Origin of the sequence: Paraburkholderia phenazinium (genome assembly GCF_900141745.1) — a bacterium.
Lineage (GTDB): Bacteria > Pseudomonadota > Gammaproteobacteria > Burkholderiales > Burkholderiaceae > Paraburkholderia > Paraburkholderia phenazinium_B.
Genome location: NZ_FSRM01000001.1, coordinates 2463314 through 2482285 on the forward strand (window position 1 = coordinate 2463314; position 18972 = coordinate 2482285).

At 61.2% G+C, this 18972-nt stretch carries 18 protein-coding genes; 12 read left to right on the plus strand and 6 right to left on the minus strand.

Going from position 1 to position 18972, the window contains the following annotated elements; genetic code table 11:
* The first annotated feature begins 9 nt into the window (after positions 1-9).
* Positions 10-936 (plus strand): muramoyltetrapeptide carboxypeptidase, encoded by a 927-nt coding sequence (gene ldcA / locus BUS06_RS11230; RefSeq protein ID WP_074264332.1) that lies wholly within the window; start codon positions 10-12, stop codon positions 934-936.
* A 62-nt stretch (positions 937-998) separates the two neighbouring features.
* Here the strand turns inward: ldcA and BUS06_RS37390 are convergent, their stop codons facing one another.
* Positions 999-1211, minus strand: a complete 213-nt coding sequence (locus BUS06_RS37390) for a hypothetical protein (RefSeq protein ID WP_143787495.1) — start codon at positions 1209-1211, stop codon at positions 999-1001.
* A gap of 41 nt (positions 1212-1252) precedes the next feature.
* Between BUS06_RS37390 and BUS06_RS11235 the strand changes: the two genes are divergently transcribed.
* From BUS06_RS11235 to BUS06_RS11265, 7 genes are all read left to right on the plus strand, one after another.
* A complete protein-coding gene (locus BUS06_RS11235) occupies positions 1253-1969 on the plus strand; it encodes a GntR family transcriptional regulator (protein WP_074264333.1) in 717 nt (238 codons plus the stop codon).
* A gap of 376 nt (positions 1970-2345) precedes the next feature.
* Entirely contained in the window at positions 2346-3839 is a 1494-nt protein-coding gene (locus tag BUS06_RS11240) for an NCS1 family nucleobase:cation symporter-1 (RefSeq protein WP_074264334.1), read from the plus strand.
* Between the two features lie 23 nt (positions 3840-3862).
* Positions 3863-4636, plus strand: a complete 774-nt coding sequence (locus BUS06_RS11245) for an aspartate/glutamate racemase family protein (RefSeq protein WP_074264335.1) — start codon at positions 3863-3865, stop codon at positions 4634-4636.
* A 226-nt stretch (positions 4637-4862) separates the two neighbouring features.
* A complete protein-coding gene (puuE, locus tag BUS06_RS11250) occupies positions 4863-5813 on the plus strand; it encodes an allantoinase PuuE (protein ID WP_074264336.1) in 951 nt (316 codons plus the stop codon).
* On the plus strand, positions 5810-6331 hold the full coding sequence (gene uraD / locus BUS06_RS11255; protein WP_074264337.1) for a 2-oxo-4-hydroxy-4-carboxy-5-ureidoimidazoline decarboxylase: 522 nt from the start codon (positions 5810-5812) through the stop codon (positions 6329-6331). Before puuE ends, uraD begins: the two co-directional genes overlap by 4 nt.
* Before the next feature lie 100 nt (positions 6332-6431).
* Positions 6432-7442, plus strand: coding sequence for an allantoicase (gene alc / locus BUS06_RS11260; RefSeq protein ID WP_074264338.1), 1011 nt, complete (start codon positions 6432-6434; stop codon positions 7440-7442).
* On the plus strand, positions 7442-7954 hold the full coding sequence (locus BUS06_RS11265; protein ID WP_074264339.1) for an ureidoglycolate lyase: 513 nt from the start codon (positions 7442-7444) through the stop codon (positions 7952-7954). The genes alc and BUS06_RS11265 overlap by 1 nt, the downstream gene beginning before the upstream one ends.
* Before the next feature lie 94 nt (positions 7955-8048).
* Here BUS06_RS11265 and BUS06_RS11270 read toward each other — a convergent pair whose 3' ends face one another.
* The 4 genes from BUS06_RS11270 to uraH form a co-directional block, all read right to left on the minus strand.
* On the minus strand, positions 8049-9413 hold the full coding sequence (locus tag BUS06_RS11270; protein ID WP_074264340.1) for a type II toxin-antitoxin system HipA family toxin: 1365 nt from the start codon (positions 9411-9413) through the stop codon (positions 8049-8051).
* Complete coding sequence (locus tag BUS06_RS11275; RefSeq protein ID WP_074264341.1) at positions 9410-9679, minus strand: helix-turn-helix transcriptional regulator; 270 nt, start codon at positions 9677-9679, stop codon at positions 9410-9412. Before BUS06_RS11275 ends, BUS06_RS11270 begins: the two co-directional genes overlap by 4 nt.
* A gap of 276 nt (positions 9680-9955) precedes the next feature.
* Entirely contained in the window at positions 9956-11149 is a 1194-nt protein-coding gene (locus tag BUS06_RS11280; RefSeq protein ID WP_074264342.1) for a urate hydroxylase PuuD, read from the minus strand.
* Between the two features lie 328 nt (positions 11150-11477).
* Positions 11478-11831: a hydroxyisourate hydrolase gene (uraH, locus tag BUS06_RS11285; RefSeq protein ID WP_074264343.1), complete on the minus strand. Its 354-nt coding sequence runs from the start codon at positions 11829-11831 to the stop codon at positions 11478-11480.
* Positions 11832-12438: 607 nt separating this feature from the next.
* Between uraH and BUS06_RS11290 the strand changes: the two genes are divergently transcribed.
* Positions 12439-13845, plus strand: a complete 1407-nt coding sequence (locus BUS06_RS11290) for an 8-oxoguanine deaminase (protein ID WP_074264344.1) — start codon at positions 12439-12441, stop codon at positions 13843-13845.
* A gap of 96 nt (positions 13846-13941) precedes the next feature.
* On the opposite strand, the gene BUS06_RS11295 is transcribed toward BUS06_RS11290, so the two are convergent.
* Positions 13942-14874, minus strand: coding sequence for a LysR substrate-binding domain-containing protein (locus BUS06_RS11295; protein ID WP_012433318.1), 933 nt, complete (start codon positions 14872-14874; stop codon positions 13942-13944).
* Positions 14875-15128: 254 nt separating this feature from the next.
* Between BUS06_RS11295 and BUS06_RS11300 the strand changes: the two genes are divergently transcribed.
* From BUS06_RS11300 to BUS06_RS11310, 3 genes are all read left to right on the plus strand, one after another.
* Positions 15129-16730: an ABC transporter ATP-binding protein gene (locus BUS06_RS11300; protein WP_074264345.1), complete on the plus strand. Its 1602-nt coding sequence runs from the start codon at positions 15129-15131 to the stop codon at positions 16728-16730.
* A gap of 119 nt (positions 16731-16849) precedes the next feature.
* The gene (locus tag BUS06_RS11305; protein ID WP_074264346.1) at positions 16850-17956 is read left to right on the plus strand and encodes an ABC transporter permease; all 1107 of its coding nucleotides are present in this window, start codon (positions 16850-16852) and stop codon (positions 17954-17956) included.
* Between the two features lie 29 nt (positions 17957-17985).
* Positions 17986-18915, plus strand: coding sequence for an ABC transporter permease (locus BUS06_RS11310; RefSeq protein ID WP_074264347.1), 930 nt, complete (start codon positions 17986-17988; stop codon positions 18913-18915).
* The last annotated feature ends 57 nt before the right edge of the window (positions 18916-18972 follow it).

Consider the following 18972-nt stretch of genomic DNA (forward strand, 5'->3'; position numbering starts at 1 on the left):
GCGTCGATCATGATCGCCCATCGCACTTTCGAACTGGTCGCGCCATCAGGCTATCCACATGATCCCGACGCGATTCACCGCGCTCTGCACCGGTTGCATGCAGAGGGACATCGTGTGGAGGGCGTCAGTGCTACGGAGCGCCGTTATCAGCGTTTTGCCGGCACCGACGGCGAGCGCGCGGCCGAGTTGAACCGTTTGGCCGACCCGTCGCGCAAGCTGCCGGACATCGTGCTGGCAGTGCGCGGCGGCTATGGTGCGGTGCGTATCCTGCACGGCCTTGATTACGATGGCTTGCAGCGGCGGCTCACCGATCAGCCGGTGGCGTTGGTAGGACACAGCGATTTCACGGCCATACAGATGGCGCTGCTGGCGCGCGCCGGGCTGAAAACGTTCGGCGGTCCGATGCTGATGGGTGATTTCGGCGCGCCGGACCTGAGCGAATTCACCATGCAGCACTTCTGGGCGGCGCTGACCAGGCCGAACTTCACGATAACGAGCACCGTGCCTCAAGCGCAGACGGTCGACGTCAGCGGGATGCTGTGGGGCGGCAATCTGGCGGTGTTGGCCTCGCTGGTCGGCACGCCCTATATGCCGCCGGTGGACGGTGGCATCCTGTTCGTCGAGGACGTCAACGAACAGCCGTTCCGGCTCGAGCGCACGCTTTATCAACTGCATCTGGCCGGGATTCTCGAACGGCAACAGGCCCTTGTGATTGGCGATTTCTCGGGCGGCAAGCCGTTCGAATACGACAACGGCTACGATCTGAATACGATGATCGAGCATGTGCGCTCGGTGATCGGCATTCCGGTGATCACCGGCCTGGAGTTCGGCCATATCCCTAACCTGGTGACGCTGCCGGTCGGCGCGGATGCGCACCTTGTCTCAGATCCGCACGGCTTTACGATGACGGTGTCGGAGTACCCTCATCTGAGCTGACGGATGATTCATCGGGGAGTGAAGCGGGCGCTGCCCGCTTTATTTTTGCGTTAGTAACGCAACTAACGGTCTGACTTTGTTGGTGACGGCGGCGGCGAAGCAGGGTTGATGGGACAGATTTTGTTGACAAAATTTTCGTCTAAAAATTTGCCCGATTTCTTCAGACAGAAGCGTGTAGCAAGCGTGGCGGGCGTTCTGGCCAGATCAAGAAGTCCGCCAACCTGAGGTCGAACCACAATCGTTGAAAATTCAATATTGAAATTGTTGACAATCATTGTGTCCATCCTATGATGAGCAACATAACGGAACGGACATCATGTCGACCCCATCCTCCGCCACTGCGAATGGTTCAAAACCCGAAGCGCTCGCCGAGCGTATTCGCGCTGCGATCCTCGAGCATCGACTCGCCCCTGGGGCCAAGCTGACAGAAGCGCAGTTGTGCGAAGTATTTGGCGTCAAACGCGGGCCGATCCGCCAGGCGCTCGCGTTGCTGGCGACCGATCACCTCGTCGATCTCGAGCCGAACCGCGGCGCTTTTGTCGCGAGTCCGTCGTTGCAGGAAGTGCACGAGGTGTTCGAGATGCGCCGCATTATCGAACTTGCCGTGGTGGAGAAGATCTGCGCCGGTCATGGCCCGCGCCGCCTGAAGAACATTGGCAGCATGATCGGCCGAGAGCGCAAAGCGTTCGAAACGCGTGACTTTTCGGCCTGGATCCGGCTCTCGGGTGAGTTTCACACGGAGCTGGCGTCGCTCACCGGCAACACGGTGCTGTGTAACTGCCTGAACGGACTGGTTGCACGCTCGACCTTGATTTCGGCTTTGTACGAGTCGCTCGGCCGCAGTCCGTGCTCGTTCGAAGACCACGAAGCGATTCTCGCCGCGCTCGACGCCGGCGATGCGAAGGAGGCAGCGGCCCTGATGTCGCGCCACTTGCAAAGCGTCGAACTGAAGATGCTCGACAGGCCGGCACGCGGCGCAGCGGATCTGCACGAAGTGTTTGGCGCAAGGCCGGTAAAAACCGCGTCGTCCTGAGGCAGCCTGCCTGTGCGCGTCGATCGACGCGCATCACGGAGCAGGAATTGCGAGGGGCACGCGTTGCACTGAATTTGAACTGACGAATCATCGCGAACCGGCGATGTGGACAAGTACGTCCATACGTTTTGCACGCGGCCGGCTGAACCGGGCCGCATGCACGCGAGAACGCTTCGGCGCGAGTGCGCGGTGAGTGGCGAAGCGATAACGATAAGTACTTAGTTATGCTTATTTGAACGATTAGGCATCAAGGTACAGGGACAACCGCGGGAATGTCGTACGGGCACGATCCATCCCGACAGGGAAGAGGTTGCGCGTGACAGATGCAGTACCCGTCGACGGCAAATCGACGGCCCCCTACACCCAAGGAGAAGTCATGGCTCAGTTCAGTGCGGTACCGGGTAATCCTGCTATTCCTCCGAATTCGACCTTCGGCGACGAAGGCTCGTCGGGCGATCCTGGCGTGCCTGCAGGCTACAGCGAACGGCTGTATAACGAGGATCTTGCACCGCTACGCCACCAAACCTGGAGCGCGTACAACATCTTCGCGTTCTGGATGTCGGATGTGCATAGCGTGGGCGGCTACGTGTTCGCCGGCAGTCTGTTCGCGCTCGGCCTCACGAGTTGGCAGGTGCTGATCGCGCTACTGGTCGGGATCACGATCGTCAACGTGTTGTGCAACCTGATCGCCAAGCCGAGCCAGCAGAACGGCGTGCCCTATCCGGTCGCCTGCCGTGCGACGTTCGGCGTGCTCGGAGCGAACATTCCTGCGGTGATTCGCGGTTTGATCGCGGTCGCCTGGTACGGCATTCAGACGTATCTTGCGTCGAGCGCGCTCGTGATCGTCGTGCTCAAATTTGTTCCGCAATGGTTGCCGTATGCGGACGTGCACCAGCATGGTTTCATGGGGTTGTCCGCGCTCGGCTGGGGCGGCTTCATGCTGCTGTGGGTGCTGCAGGCACTGGTGTTCTGGCACGGCATGGAAACGATCAAGAAGTTTATCGATTTCGCGGGTCCGGCCGTGTACGTCGTGATGTTCATCCTTGCGGGCTATATGGTGTGGCGCGCCGGCTGGCAGAACATCGGCATCAATCTGGGCGGTGTCAAATATCACGGACTTGAAGTCGTGCCGGTGATGATCACGGCAATCTCGCTGGTGGTATCGTACTTCTCGGGTCCCATGCTTAACTTTGGCGACTTCTCGCGCTACGGCAAGAGCTTTCGCAGCGTAAAAAAGGGCAATTTCTGGGGCCTGCCGGTCAACTTCCTTGCGTTCTCGCTGGTGACCGTGGTGACGACTGCCGCCACGCTGCCGGTATTCGGCCAGCTGATTACGGATCCGGTGGAAACGGTCGGCCGGATCGACTATCCGACCGCGGTGATTCTCGGCGCGTTGACCTTTACGATTGCGACGATCGGGATCAATATCGTGGCAAACTTCGTCTCGCCGGCCTTCGATTTCTCGAACGTCGCGCCGCGTCTGATCAGCTGGCGCATGGGCGGGATGCTGGCAGCGGTCGCGTCGATTTTCATCACGCCGTGGAATCTGTTCAACAACCCGGCCGTGATTCACTACACACTCGACGTGCTGGGCAGTTTCATCGGGCCTTTGTATGGTGTCCTGATCGTTGACTTCTACCTGGTGAAGCGCCAGAAAATTGTCCTGGACGATCTTTACACCGTGTCCGAAACAGGTAGCTACTGGTATCGCAATGGCGTGAACTACAAGGCCGTCGCTGCATTGTTGCCCGCGGCAGTGATCGCGGTGATCTGCGTGATGGTGCCGTCGTTGAACGGTATGGCGAATTTCTCGTGGTTTATCGGCGCTGCGCTTGGCGCCGTGTTCTACCGTGCATTGACTATCCGGTAAGCGTGCTGCAACAGGAGTTCGAAATGCGTATCAAACTGATCAATCCGAACACGACCCAGCGTATGACCGACGCGATGGGGCGCTGTGCAAGGGAGGTCGTGGCGCCTGGCACCGAGGTGATCGCGGTCAGCCCGACCATGGGGCCACCGTCGATCGAAGGCTACTACGACGAAGCGATCGCCACGCCAGGCCTGCTAGCCGAGGTCGCGGCGGGCGAGCGCGAAGGCTGCGACGGCTACGTGATTGCGTGCTTTGGCGATCCCGGTCTGTATGCGGCTCGCGAACTGGCGCGTGGGCCCGTGATTGGCATTGCCGAAGCGGCCATGCACGTGGCGAGCGTGCTGGCACCGTCGTTTTCGGTCGTGACGACGCTCGCGCGTACCTGCGGCATGGCCTGGCATCTGGCCGAGCGCTACGGCATGACGCGCTTCTGCAACAACGTGCGGGCGACCGACGTGGCCGTGCTCGAACTCGATCAGCCTGGCTCGGAAGCGCGCCGCATCATCCTCGACGAATGCCGCCGGGCGCTCGATGAGGACGGCTCGTCGGCGATCGTGCTCGGCTGTGCCGGGATGGCCGAGTTGTGCGCGGAGATTCAGGGCGAACTGGGCGTGCCGGTGGTCGAAGGTGTGACTGCGGCGGTGAAATGGGTGGAGGCGCTGGTCACGCTGCGGCTGGGCACGGCCAAGCGCGGCGATTACGCCCGGCCGCTGCTGAAACGCTATGACGGTGCCTTCGAAGCGTTTAGTCCGACAGAGGTGCATCCCATCCGGCCCCCGTCACGTTTCGGGCGCTGATGCGCCCGAGGCCAGTCAGCTCCCCGTCCGCCCACATACATTCCTTCTGACACGCACTATCTGGCCGGGTGTATGGGCGCACCCGGACGTTTTCGTTACACTGGTTCCACCAGACGCTGGGCGGATCAGGCGGGCATTTTCGGCGGTTTCCGCCGGCGTCGCGGCGAGATTCAGGTGAGTTTCAAGTTCCACCACTCCCTTTTTGTCAGCACGCATTCGTCAAACCATGCCATTCGACTCGAACTATCCACGTGACCTGATCGGCTACGGCCGCCACCCGGTGCAGGCAAACTGGCCCGGACGGGCACGCGTCGCGGTGCAATTCGTGCTCAATTATGAAGAGGGCGGCGAAAACTGCGTGTTGCACGGCGACCCGGGCTCGGAGCAGTTCCTCTCGGAGATCGTCGGTGCGGCAGCCTATCCGGCGCGTCATATGAGCATGGAGTCGATCTACGAATATGGCTCGCGCGCCGGTGTCTGGCGCATCCTGCGCGAATTCGAAAAGCGCGGCCTGCCGCTGACGGTCTTCGGAGTCGGCATGGCTATCGAGCGTCATCCGGATCTCGCCCGTGCGTTTGTCGAACTGGGGCACGAGATTGCTTGCCATGGCTACCGCTGGATTCACTACCAGGACGTGTCGCCGGAGAAAGAGGCGGAACATATGCGCCTCGGCATGGAAGCGATCGAACGCGTGACGGGTGAGCGTCCGCTTGGCTGGTACACCGGCCGCGACAGTCCCAATACGCATCGCCTCGTCGCCGAATACGGCGGCTTCCTGTACGACTCGGATTACTACGGCGATGACCTGCCGTTCTGGATGGACGTCGAAGTCAGCGGCGGCGCGAAATCGCCGCAACTGATCGTGCCGTACACGCTAGACACCAACGACATGCGCTTTGCGAGCCCGCAAGGCTTCAATACCGCCGATCACTTCTTCACTTATCTGCGCGACGCTTTCGACGTGCTGTACGAAGAGGGCGACGAAGCGCCGAAGATGCTTTCAATCGGCATGCATTGCCGTCTGCTGGGCCGCCCGGGCCGCTTCCGCGCGCTGCAACGCTTCCTCGATCATATCGAACGGCACGACCGCGTCTGGGTGACGCGGCGTGTGGATATTGCGCGGCACTGGCGCGAGCACCATCCTTACCAACAACACCACCGCGGGGATGCGGCATGAAGGCGATGCAATACTCTCTGAATCAACTCAACAGCATTTCCACCGACGCGTTCGTCGCGGCGCTGTCGGGCATTTTCGAGCACTCGCCCTGGGTGGCGGAACTCGCAGCGGAGCAACGGCCTTTTGCCAGCATCGACGCGCTGCATCGCACGATGTCAAACGCGGTCGAGACGGCAGGCGAAACAAAGCAGCTCGCGCTGATCAACGCCCACCCGGAGCTCGCGGGCAAAGCTGCCGTGCGTGGTGAACTGACGGCCGAATCGACCCGCGAACAGAGCGGAGCGGGCCTGTCGCAATGCACGCAGGAAGAATTCGACAGACTGGTGGCGCTCAACGCCGCGTATCGCGAGAAGTTTGGCTTCCCATTCATTCTCGCGGTGCGCGGGTACGACCGCCACGGCATCATCGCCAACTTCGAAGCACGCGTGAACAATAGCCGCGCCGACGAATTGCGTGCGAGCCTCGACCAGATCTACCGTATCGCACGCTTCAGGCTCGACGACCTGATCGACGCGTAACCGCGCGTCAGTATCAGCACGCAGGCGCATGCTCTCTTAAGCGCCGCTGCAACCCGCGAACCGAAGCGTTTTTTTAGCATTATTAAAGAGGAAGACAAAGATGGCACTCCCGATTCTCGATCCCAACGCACCGGACTTCACCCGCCGCTATGTGAACCTGGCGGACCCGCGTCTCGGCGCGCAGGCGCTCGAGGCTAGCGACGATTTCTTCGCGCCGAAGGAACGGATGCTGAATCCGGAACCCGCTGTCTTTATTCCGGGCAAGTACGACGATCACGGCAAGTGGATGGACGGCTGGGAAACGCGCCGCAAGCGCATCTCCGGCTACGACTGGTGCGTCGTGAAGCTCGCGCGTCCGGGCGTAATCAAAGGTCTCGACCTCGATACGAGCCATTTCACGGGTAACTTCCCGCCGGCGGCTTCGGTGGAAGCGGCGCGTGTGGTGGATGGCCAGCCTAACCAGTCGACCCAGTGGACCGAAATCATCCCGTCGACCACACTGCAAGGCAATAGCCACCACTATCACGAAGTCAGCGACGCCAATGCGTACACGCATCTGCGCGTCAACATCTACCCGGACGGCGGGATCGCACGTCTGCGCGTCTACGGCCAGCCGCAAGTGGACTGGGCCGGCGCGAGCCGCACTGAGCAGTTCGATCTGGCTGCGATGGAAAACGGTGCGTACCTGGTCGCAGCAAACAACCAGCACTTCGGTGCAGCGTCGACTATCCTGATGCCGGGCCGTGGCGTGAACATGGGCGACGGCTGGGAAACGCGCCGCCGCCGCGAACCGGGCAACGACTGGGCGATTGTTGCCCTCGCACAACCGGGTGTGATCAGGAAAATCGAAGTGGATACTGCGCACTTCAAGGGTAACTATCCGGACCGCTGCTCGATCCAGGCGGCGTATGTGACGGGCGGCACCGACAGTTCGTTGGTCACGCAGGCCATGTTCTGGCCGGTGTTGTTGGGCGAGCAGAAGCTGAAGATGGACAACCAGCACTATTTCGAAAGCGAAGTAGCGGCGCTCGGCCCGGTGACACACGTGCGCTTTAACATCATTCCGGACGGCGGAGTTTCGCGTCTGCGTCTGTGGGGTACGCTCGCATAATGAAAACGCTCGCTATCGAACCGCTGACGAAGGAAGCGTTCGCCCCGTTCGGCGACGTGATCGAACTCGAAGGCGCGAAGCAGATTCCGATCAACCTCGGCACGACGATCCGTTATCACGATCTCGCGAAAGTGGATGTGACGGACGAGGGTGGCCGCACATTGGTGAACCTGTTTCGCGGTCAGCCGCGCGTGCTGCCGTTCGAAGTGAAGATGCTCGAGCGCCATCCGCTCGGCAGCCAGGCGTTTGTGCCGCTGAACGACAAGCCGTACCTGGTTGTGGTTGCGCCGGCTAGCGAACTTGATGCCGCGCAGATTCGTGCGTTCGTGACGAGCGGCTGGCAGGGCGTGAACTACGCGAAAGGCGTGTGGCATCACCCGCTGATCGCACTTGGTGAGGTGAGCGATTTCATCGTCGTGGATCGCGGCGGCGATGGGCTCAATCTCAACGAGCAGGATCTCACTGAGTCGCTATGGTTGACCGAGGATGCGTTGAGCGTGGCAACGGTTTGATGGGGTAGCAGATCACGCATACGGCGCGATTGCGTCAATCGCAGGAAACACAAAACGCCCGGGGCATGAGCCTCGGGCGTTTTTGCATCGTACGTCAGCCTCTCGAGCGTCCGCGTTTAGCAAGCAATGGCGACTGACCGATAATTTCGCGCGACCTTTCCGGAGGCTCTGCTGCCGAAAAGCCGGCTGCTTCGATTACGGGCTTGAGGCTTTTTAACAGAATGCCTTTCCTCGGAGTGCGCAGCGACTCCATGCCTTCATTCCACGCGTGCAGCATCTGTTTTGCTACCCCACGCCATTGAGGCTCGTTTTTTGCCGCCTCGATCAGTTCATAGCCGACTGATACCGCAGAGTCGCATAGTGCTTCAACCATCGCCGTATATTTGGGTGGTGCGATGCCGACGCGAGAATTAAAAAAACGCTCGAGCGCCTTGCCTGCCGCCCATGTCTTGCGGCCGTCGACTGGCAGTCCAGGAGGGTTCGCCGCGAAACGCGGATAGGCTTGCGTCGTCACAATGTCGTAGACCGGCGTGAAAGCGACGTCGTCGACGGACGTATAGAAAAGAGCGATGTTCTTGGTGTGACAATCCGCGTTGCGTACCACGTAGTTGCTAAGCAGATGCCAGCTTAGTTGTTCTAGCTGTTGCCGCATGCTGGTCCGGTCCAGCAAATAAGCTTTCGCGACATTCAGCACTTTCTCTGTGGTTGAGTTGTATTTCTCATGCGGCGGCAGTCCGAGCAATCCACACATGTCCTCGACGCCATGCACGGGAAACCCTTCCGCGTTCACGTCAAAGCGTTCGACGACGAGTGCGCGGCCATCGTCCGACATCTGCGTGTGCGCTACAGGCGCTACACCGAGACGTTCTAGCACGCGCATCGAGTAGAACTCGTTGAACCCCAGGAACGGCGTATTTTCGTCCGAACCTTTGACAATATATCGGCTCGTTCGAATGGTGGGTTTGCCAAGCGGGGTGTCGAAAGAGGGGGTGTCAGTCGAGCTCTTTTGCGGAGCGATGAACTTTGGCACGGCGCCCGAGATGGCTGCACGCGCGTAATCGCGAACCAGCGCGGCGAAATGCTCCGTCGTGTTGTCGCCATGAAGGATATCTTTGACATCCAATGCCTGCAACTCGGTGCCGGGTTCGATGCCCTCGGGCGTCACGGTGACACGTCCGATCCCCATTGCACCCACCACCGCAAGTAACGACAGATCGGTGCCGTCGAGCAAGGGTCCAAATTGTTCCCGAATCAGATTAAGCAAATAGCCTTCGGGCAGATTCTGACGAAAGAACGGGTGCAGGTCGCGTGGCCAGCGCCACGCCTCCTGTCGTACGGGCATCGTCAGACTGACGAAATCGCTGGGGGCTGTGTCCCGTTCGTACTGAAGGACATAGTCGTCGCGCTCGCGAAAAAGCGTTGCGACTTTCCGGCCTTGGACCTGAACATCAAGCTTCATGGGTTAGATCCCGATGCCGCACGCTGCTCGGCAAGGATGTCTTCAAGTGTCCGGCCATGGCCGTGTGCAACAACCTTGAGATCGTAACCTGCTGCCTCGAGTAAGCGCACGAGTACGGATACGCTCATGTCATTTTTTGCGAGCGTTTCCATTCGTGCGACGGTGGTGCGCGCAACGCCGGCGCGCTGTGCCAGTTCTTCCTGCGATAGGCTGGCTTCGCGACGCACTTCCTTTAACATGTCCGAGACATCGGCGAGCGTGGTCATTTGTAGCCCCAAGGCATCAAAATGCCGAGAATGAGCAATTATTGTAGCCCAAAAGGCACAAATCGCAACTTCTATTTTGTATCTCTTGGGCTACAAAATAGGCCAAAACCCTTGTTTTTGTAGCCCAAGGGATATAATTTCATGCCTGACTCCAGCAGGCAGCGCCATAAGAAAAAGCGGGCTTTCCGCTCCCGCGAAAAGCCCGCTGCCTAAGCTAACTGTTACCCCACCAGGCGAAACGGCCGGCCGCCGCAGCGGCCAGCCTCAACTAACCCACTACTTCTCCGCCCCAGCCTGGAACCACGCCGCAATCTTCTGACGCTCGTCGTCAGTCATATGCGTCACGTTCCCGAGCGGCATCGCCTTCAGCGTCACGGCTTGCTGATACAGGCGCTGCGCATTCTGCGAGATCTCCTCGGGCGTATCGAACATCACCCCCGCAGGCGCGGCTCCCATCAAGGTCGGATGGGCGGAGTGGCACGCGGCACAACGTTGCTGCAGGATCGGCGCAATGTCCGCGACCTTCAGCGTCGGCGCATTAGCTGCTTCCGCCTGCGGCACCACCGGCCTCGGCATCGTCCAGAAAAGGGCGCCGAACATGAACGCAATCCCGACCAGCGGCAGATACCACAGCACCTGACCACGGTGGCGCATCACGAAGAACTGACGGATCAGCGCACCGGCCATCATGATCATCGCGAGGATGAGCCAGTTGTACTGGTTTGTGTACGTCATCGCGTAGTGGTTCGACAGCATCGCGAACACCACGGGCAAAGTGAAGTACGTGTTGTGCACCGAGCGTTGCTTGCCGCGCTTGCCGTAGATGGGGTTCGGCGTGTCACCCTTGAGCATCGCGTCGACCATCTTGCGTTGGCCCGGAATGATCACGAAGAACACGTTGGCCGACATGATGGTCGCGAGCATCGCGCCGACGATCAGGTACGCCGCACGACCAGCGAAGATATGGCACGCGAGCCATGCTGCGATCAGCACATAGATGCCGACGCAGATACCGAGCACCTTGTCCTTGTTGCCCAGCATCCGGCACAGCGAGTCGTAGACAATCCAGCCTGCGGCCAGAAAACCGAGCGCGGAGAACACGGCCACCACCGGGCCCATATCCATCACGCTCGTGTCGATCAGGTAAGTGCTCGGTGAGAACAGATACAGCACGGTGAAGAGACTCGCGCCCGACAACCAGGTGGTGTACGACGGCCACTTCGACCAATGCAGGTCGTCCGGCATTTCCGGCGGCGCGACCGTGTACTTCTGCATGTTGTAGAAGCCACCGCCGTGCACGTGCCACAGCTCGCCGAACACGCCACGCCGGCGCTGGTTCGGATCCGTCGGTGGTTTCAGGCTGTTGTCGAGTGCGACGAAATAAAACGACTCGCCGATCCAGGCGATCGCGGCGATGACGTGAAACCAGCGCAATGCCAGGTTCAGCCAGTCAGTGATAAAGCCTTCCATGAACTCCTCCACTTCTGATTCGTTGTCTGCGCGGCGGGCGGTGGCTCGATGCCGGGTCAATGAAGATGACGGCCGGGTTATTCATCTGCCATGCGCGACTCGCGCAAACTGCTGTTAGGGGACGCGGTGCGCTCAGTTCGCACAGCGCCGTATTGCGGGTTATCGGTTCAATGTCATCGGTCTCAGCGACGGGTTGCGGGCAGGGGGATCGCATTGGCTGCGCTTCGCAGGTGTCTCCAGTCATCTGCGAAATGCAGCGGTGGCGATGTCGGTTGGGCGTGAGCCTGGCCCGGTCTCCATCCTGTGCCCGTGGCGTCGCACGTGCCTTTTAGCTGCCTCTATACGTGCTGTACGACCACGGCGATACCAGTAGCGGCACGTGATAGTGCGCACTGGCATCGGCCACGCCAAAGCGCAGCACGACACGATCGACGAAGCGAGGCTCCGGCACCTTCGTGCCGATCGAAGCGAAGTAGTCGCCCGCGCCGAACACGAGTTCGTATTCGCCTGCGACCAGAGCATCGCCTTCGAGCAGCGGCTGATCGCAGCGGCCGTCGTTATTGGTGAGGGTGGTTTTCAGCGCACGGCGAGTGTCGCCGGTGAGCGCGAAGAGTTCGACCTTGATGCCCGCGCCGGGACGGCCATTGGCCGTGTCGAGCACGTGGGTAGTGAGCTTTCCCATTCGCAATTTTCCTTATGTGAATGCGAGGTTTCGGCGGCGGCCCGATCCAGAATACGTTGCGGCGGATCGAGGCTCCACGTCAGTGGCTACATACCCGTCGGCGAATGAAAGCGAGCGCCGTGGCAGCCATTGTAAAAAGGATGTTCCCGTCCGCGCGCGAGCGATAGGAAAGATAATACCTGGCGCATGACAGCCTGCTGTAAGACTCGTGGTGATAACCCGTAAGACCCGTGCAAACCGTTGCCCCGCGACCACGAGACCTGGATGACCGTTTGTCCCGATCCTACCGGTGCCAAAAAAGCTCACTATATCGGCTGCGTGAGGTTGGGTATCGCAACGGCGTGAGTTGTCAGCGTTATTTTGGCCGTCGAAGGTTACGTCTGTGCGCAGCAGCAATGCCGCGCACCCCGAAGACGGCGTAGCACGCTGGGTAACCGGGCCAACGGCGTTCGAATGAACGCGGCGGCACGGTAGCGTGTGCGCCGCATCGCATTCGAACGACTTTGCACACGGTATGGCGTACCGGCACGGCCGGTATCAGCCTCGCCGTCACGGCCGGCCTGAGCGAAGGCGCACCGCGGCGGCAGCAACAGAGCGGAGAAAACGAATGACGATGACGCAACAGGCAGGCGCGCAAGCGGGCGCAAACAGGCACGGCAAGACAATGCTGGTAAAGCACGCAGACGTGCTGGTCACGATGGATGGCGCAAGGCGCGAGTTGCGCGACGGCGGCCTGTATATCGAGGACAACCGGATCGTCGCAGTCGGACCGACCGCAGAGTTGCCGCAAACGGCCGATGAAGTACTGGATATGCGCGGGCACCTGGTGATACCGGGCCTGATCAACACGCATCACCACATGTATCAGAGCCTGACGCGGGCGATTCCGGCCGCGCAGGACGCCGAATTGTTCGGTTGGCTGACGAACCTGTACAAGGTGTGGGCGAACCTCACGCCGGAGATGATCGAAGTCTCGACGCTGACCGCGATGGCGGAGCTAATGCTGTCCGGCTGCACGACTTCGAGCGATCACTTGTACATCTACCCGAACGGGAGCCGGCTCGACGACAGCATTGCGGCAGCGCGCCGGATCGGCATGCGCTTTCACGCGGCGCGCGGCAGCATGAGCGTGGGACAGAAGGACGGCGGTTTGCCGCCCGACTCGGTTGTAGAGCGCGAACCAGACATATTGAAGGACACGCAGCGTCTGATCGAGACGTATCACGACGACGGGCGTTACGCGATGCTGCGCGTGGTGGTCGCGCCCTGCTCGCCGTTTTCGGTGAGCCGCGATCTGATGCGCGAGTCGGCGGTGCTGGCGCGTCAATACGGTGTGTCGCTGCACACGCATCTGGCGGAGAACGTCAACGATATTGCTTATAGCCGCGAGAAGTTCGGCATGACGCCGGCGGAGTATGCGGAGGATCTGGGCTGGGTGGGCCATGACGTATGGCATGCCCACTGTGTGCAACTGGACGATGCTGGCATCGCACTGTTTGCGCGCACTGGGACGGGCGTTGCGCATTGTCCGTGTTCGAACATGCGGCTCGCCTCAGGCATCGCTCCGGTCAAGCGGATGCGGTGGGCCGGCGTGCCGGTGGGTCTCGGTGTGGACGGTTCGGCATCGAACGACGGCGCGCAGATGGTCGCCGAAGTGCGTCAGGCATTGTTGCTGCAGCGAGTCGGTTTCGGTCCAGATGCGATGACCGCGCGTGAAGCTTTGGAGATCGCGACGCTGGGCGGCGCGAAGGTGCTCAACCGTGACGATATCGGTGCATTGGCGCCGGGCATGGCAGCAGATTTTGTGTCGTTCGACCTGCGTCAGCCTTTGTTTGCTGGCGCCCTGCACGACCCGGTGGCGGCACTGGTGTTCTGTGCGCCGTCGCAGGTATCGCATAGCGTGATTGGCGGGAAGGTGGTGGTGAAGGACGGACAGTTGACTACCGTCGAGCTGGGTCCGGTGATCGAGCAGCACAACCGGTTGGCAAAGACGTTGTATCAGGCTGCGGCCTGACAGGTTTTGTTTCGGTCAACGCAGGCCTGACGCAGAACGAAGGCAAATGCAAACACGCACAACCGTTCCGCGTCCTGCGACGCGGGCCGGCAAGCATCAGGGTTTATCGATCAAGGTCTTGGTCGCCTCGGCAACAAGGCTTCGCAACCAACGTACTTCATCGGAGTAATGCACGCGTTCGTGCCACAACTGGTAGTACTGCATCGGCGGGAAATCGAGTGGCGCGGGCACCACAGTAAGGGGCAGAAATTTAGCGTAGTAATCGGCGAAGAGCCGCGTTGTCGTGAAGATCAGATCCGACTTGATCAGCACATACGGCGCGAGGTTGAAGTACGGCAGAGTCACGACGACATGACGCTTTAAGCGCTCGCGCGCGAGGTGCACGTCGATCGCGCCGCGTTGGCCCACCGAATAGGGAGTAGGCGCAAGATGCGGAGCATTCAGATACTGGTCGAGCGTCAACCCGCCGCGCTTGGCGAACGGATGCGCGTTGCTCATCAGGCAGACGATCTGGTCGACAAACAGGTTCGACAGATGCAGCTGCTCGGGCGGCTCCGGCCAGTTGCCGACGACGATATCGAGCTTGCCGTCCTCGAGCGCCAGTTCATAGTCGAACGCCGGCCCGAGCGAGTGAAACTCAAGCGTCGCGTTGGGCGCCGCCTGGCGGAAGCGCTCCACCACGGTCGGCACGAACAGCACGTTCAGATAATCGGGGCAGCCAATCCGGTAGCAGCGGATCGAAGTGGCCGGATCGAAATTGTGTTGCTGGAACTTGATGCGCTCGATTTCGCGCAGGGCGTTTTGCACCGGTTCGAGCAGACGCAGCCCGTACTCGGTCGGGACCATGCCGGACTTGCCGCGCACCAGCAGCGGGTCGCCGGTGATGTCGCGCAGACGCCGCAGCGCCGCGCTGATGGCGGGCTGGGACTGGTTGAGTTTGACGGCGGCGCGCGTCACGCTGCGCTCCATCAGGAGGGTGTGCAAGACGCGTAATAAATATGTGTCGATCGCCTCGCGTTGCTGGCTCATGACTTCTCCGAAATATATGTTGTGGCTGATCGAACGGGCCTTTGGGTATATGACTTTTAATATGAACAGAAAGATGCGTCAAGAGAGGGATACCCGCACAGCACGCGCTGGCGCGGGTTTGCGGGGAATTTTGGCGGCTCGACTGACAGGGTCGAATTAGGTATCGTCATTTCGATATAGCGAAGGCACGGCGCATTCGGCCGGGGCGCGCCGCCTCGTTGCAACAGACAGTCATTGGCGTATTACGGAAACTCATGGGCGACTCTTCTTCTTATAACGGCGACGCCGCGCACCCCGCAGGTGGGCCGGCCGTCGTGCCGCGCCTCGTGCTGGCAGGCATCAGCAAGCAATATCCGGCCGTGCGCGCCAACGACGACGTGACGCTGATTGTCGCGCCTGGTGAAATCCACGCTGTGCTCGGTGAGAATGGTGCGGGCAAGAGCACGCTGATGAAGATCATCTACGGCGCGGTGCGGCCTGATGCCGGTGAAATTCGCTGGGAAGGACAGACGGTCGAAATCGCGAGCCCGGCTGCGGCGCGCAAGCTCGGCATCGGCATGGTGTTCCAGCACTTCTCGTTGTTCGAGACGTTGACGGTAGGCGAGAACATCGCGCTCGCGCTCGATGAACCGTTCGACCTGAAGACGCTCGCCAAACGCATCCGCGAAGTGTCGGCGGATTACGGCCTCGATATCGATCCGCAGCGTCATGTGCATAGCCTGACAGTGGGCGAGCGGCAGCGTGTTGAAATCGTGCGTTGTCTGCTGCAGAACCCGCGTCTGCTGATCATGGACGAACCGACTTCGGTGCTCACGCCGCAAGCGGTCCGCAAGCTGTTCGAGACATTGAGACGTCTCGCCGCCGAAGGCTGCAGCATCCTCTACATCAGCCATAAGCTCGACGAGATCCAGGAGCTATGCGACACGGCAACGGTGATGCGCGGCGGGCGCGTGACCGGTCATGTGAAGCCGCGCGAAGAGACGCACGCGTCGCTGGCGCAACTGATGGTGGGGCATTCATTGCCCGACTACACGCGTCGCGCTCACACACCGGGCGATGTGCTGCTCGACGTGAAGCATCTTTCGGCGGCGAGCGACGATCCGTTCGGTACCTCGCTCGACGACGTCTCGTTCAGCGTGCATGCCGGCGAAATCTTCGGCATTGCAGGTGTGTCGGGCAACGGCCAGGCCGAGTTGCTGGCGGCGCTCTCCGGCGAGCAACGCGGCGCACGCGCCGACGCGATCACGATTTGCGGCAAGGCCGCGGGCAGACTCGGCGCAGGCGGGCGCCGCTCGCTCGGCTTCGGCTTCGTCCCGGAGGAGCGCCTGGGACGCGGCGCAGTGCCGGCCATGACACTTGCCGAAAATGCGCTGCTGACGGGGCATCGCCAGAAGATGGTGCAGTCCGGCTGGATCAAGGCGGGTGCGATGCGCAGCTTCGCGAAGAAATGCATCGATGCCTTCGATGTGCGTTGTGGCGGTACCGAAGCAATCGCGCAGAGCCTGTCGGGCGGCAATCTGCAGAAGTACATCGTGGGACGCGAGATTTTGCAGGCGCCTAAGGTGCTCGTGGTCGCGCAGCCTACCTGGGGTGTCGACGTCGGCGCCGCCGCGTTCATTCGACAGCAGTTGCTCGATCTGTCGGCACGCGGCGTCGCGATTCTGGTGATCTCGGAAGAACTGGAAGAGCTGTTCGATATATGCGACCGCATCGCGGTGCTCGCGCGCGGCCGGCTGTCGCCCGTGCGCGTCACCGGCGAGACCAACGCCGAGGAGATCGGCAGATGGATGGCAGGCCTGTTCGGCGCGCGGGAAGAGGGCGCGGCGCCTTCGCCCGGACAACCGGCGCACGCCTGAGTGTGGCGTAGATCACGGCGCAACTGCGGGCCTTACGGCAGGCGTAGTCCACGTAGATTGACATCCGAAACAACACCTATAGCAGCCCCACGCCTCAACTTACGACCCCACGCAGACTTATGATTTTTCCGTATCGACTCGAAGCCCGCACTGCGCCCTCACGCTCGATGCAGCTCGCTGTGCCGCTGATCGCCGCAGTGCTCACGCTTGCGCTCGGCTTCCTGATTTTCGGCCTGGTCGGCCGCGATCCGCTGGAGGCGATGCACGCGTTCTTTATCGAACCGCTGTCCGATGTGAACGGCTGGTCCGAACTGCTGCTCAAGGCGTCGCCCTTGTGCCTGATCGGACTGGGTCTCGCGATCGGCTATCGCGCCAACGTCTGGAACATTGGCGCCGAAGGGCAGATGCTGCTCGGCGGTATTGCCGCGAGCGGCGTGGCGATCTATTTCGATCAGGCGAGTGGCTGGTGGATTCTGCCGACCATGATGCTGGCGGGTATCGCCGGCGGCATGGTGTGGGCGGCGATTCCCGCGTTCCTGAAGAGCCGCTACAACACCAACGAGATTCTCACGAGCCTGATGCTCACCTACGTCGCGGCCCAGTTGCTGATCTATCTGGTGAGCGGTCCGTGGCGCGATCCGCAGGGCATGAATTTTCCGCTCTCCGAAATGTTCAGCGGCGACGCGCTGTATCCGACGTTCTCCGGCGACTGGCACTGGAAATTCCTGCGCGGCACGCGTCTGAATGCGTCGATCTTCGTCACGCTCGTGGCGATCCCGCTCGTATGGCTGTTCATGCGCAAGAGCTTTGCCGGCTTCCGTATGAACGTGGGCGGCCTCGCTCCGCTAGCCGCGCGCTACGCCGGCTTCTCCGACAAGAAAACCATCTGGACCTCGCTTCTGATCAGCGGCGGTCTCGCCGGGCTGGCGGGCATGGGCGAAATCTCCGGGCCGATTGGCCAGTTGCAGGCCACCTGGTCGCCGGGCTATGGCTTCACCGCGATCATCGTCGTGTTCGTGGGGCGCTTGCATCCTGTCGGGATCGTGCTGGCGAGCCTGCTGATGGCACTGCTGTATCTCGGCGGTGAGGCGGTGCAGACCTCGATGCAGTTGCCGCAGGCGCTTTCCGGCGTGTTCCAGGGGCTGCTGCTGTTCTGCCTGCTGGGTGCCGACCTGTTTGTGAATTACCGCGTGCGCCGTCGCAATACGACCGCTCACGCGAACTAAAGCCCACTGATTTTCCCCGACCCGGTCTTATGGATATTCAACAAGCTAGCGCGCTCACCTCGAGCGCCGTCACCGCCGCGATTCCGCTGATGTTTGCGGGCGCCGGCGAACTCGTCACCGAGAAATCGGGGGTCCTGAATCTGGGCGTGGAAGGCATGATGCTGATGGGCGCCGTCAGCGGTTACGCAGTCACTGCCGTCACCGGTAGTCCGTGGCTCGGCGTGCTGGCGGCGATTGCGGCCGGGCTCGCCATGTCGCTGCTATTCGGCTTTCTCACGCTGACGATGCTGGCCAATCAGGTTGCCACCGGTCTTTCGCTGACGATCTTCGGCATCGGCTTGTCCGCTTATGTCGGCAAGCCGTACACGTCGGCGGCGGTGCGCGCGTCGATCGATACGTGGACGATTCCTCTGCTCTCGAAGATTCCTGTGCTTGGGCCCGCATTCTTCAGTCTGACGCCGCTCGATTACCTCGCCTTCATCATGTTCGCTGTTGTGGGCTGGTTTCTCTACCGCACGCGTGCCGGCCTCGTGCTGCGCTCGGTGGGTGAGTCGCCGCAGGTGGCGCATTCGGTGGGCTTTCCCGTGATCGGTGTGCGTTACGGCGCGGTTGCATTCGGCGGCGGCATGGCGGGTCTGGCCGGCGGCTACTACTCGATCGTCAATCTGCACCTCTGGCAGGAGCAGCTCACTTCCGGCCGCGGCTGGATCGCGCTTGCGCTGGTGGTGTTCTCGACGTGGCGCCCGGGGCGTCTCCTGATCGGCGCGTTGCTGTTCGGCGCAGTGACCGGCCTGCAGTTTTATGCGCAGGCGATTGGCGTGCCGGTTCCAACCCAGTTCCTCGCGATGCTGCCCTATGTCGCCACGATCGTGGTGCTGGTGCTGATCTCGCGCAATCCGAACACGATCCGCCTGAACGCGCCAGCCTCGCTCGGCAAGCCGTTCTTTGCGGCGGGCTAGGGATCAGCGCGCCACGCGCGCTCGAGTTTCAAATCAGGTTTCAGATTCACTCCATAT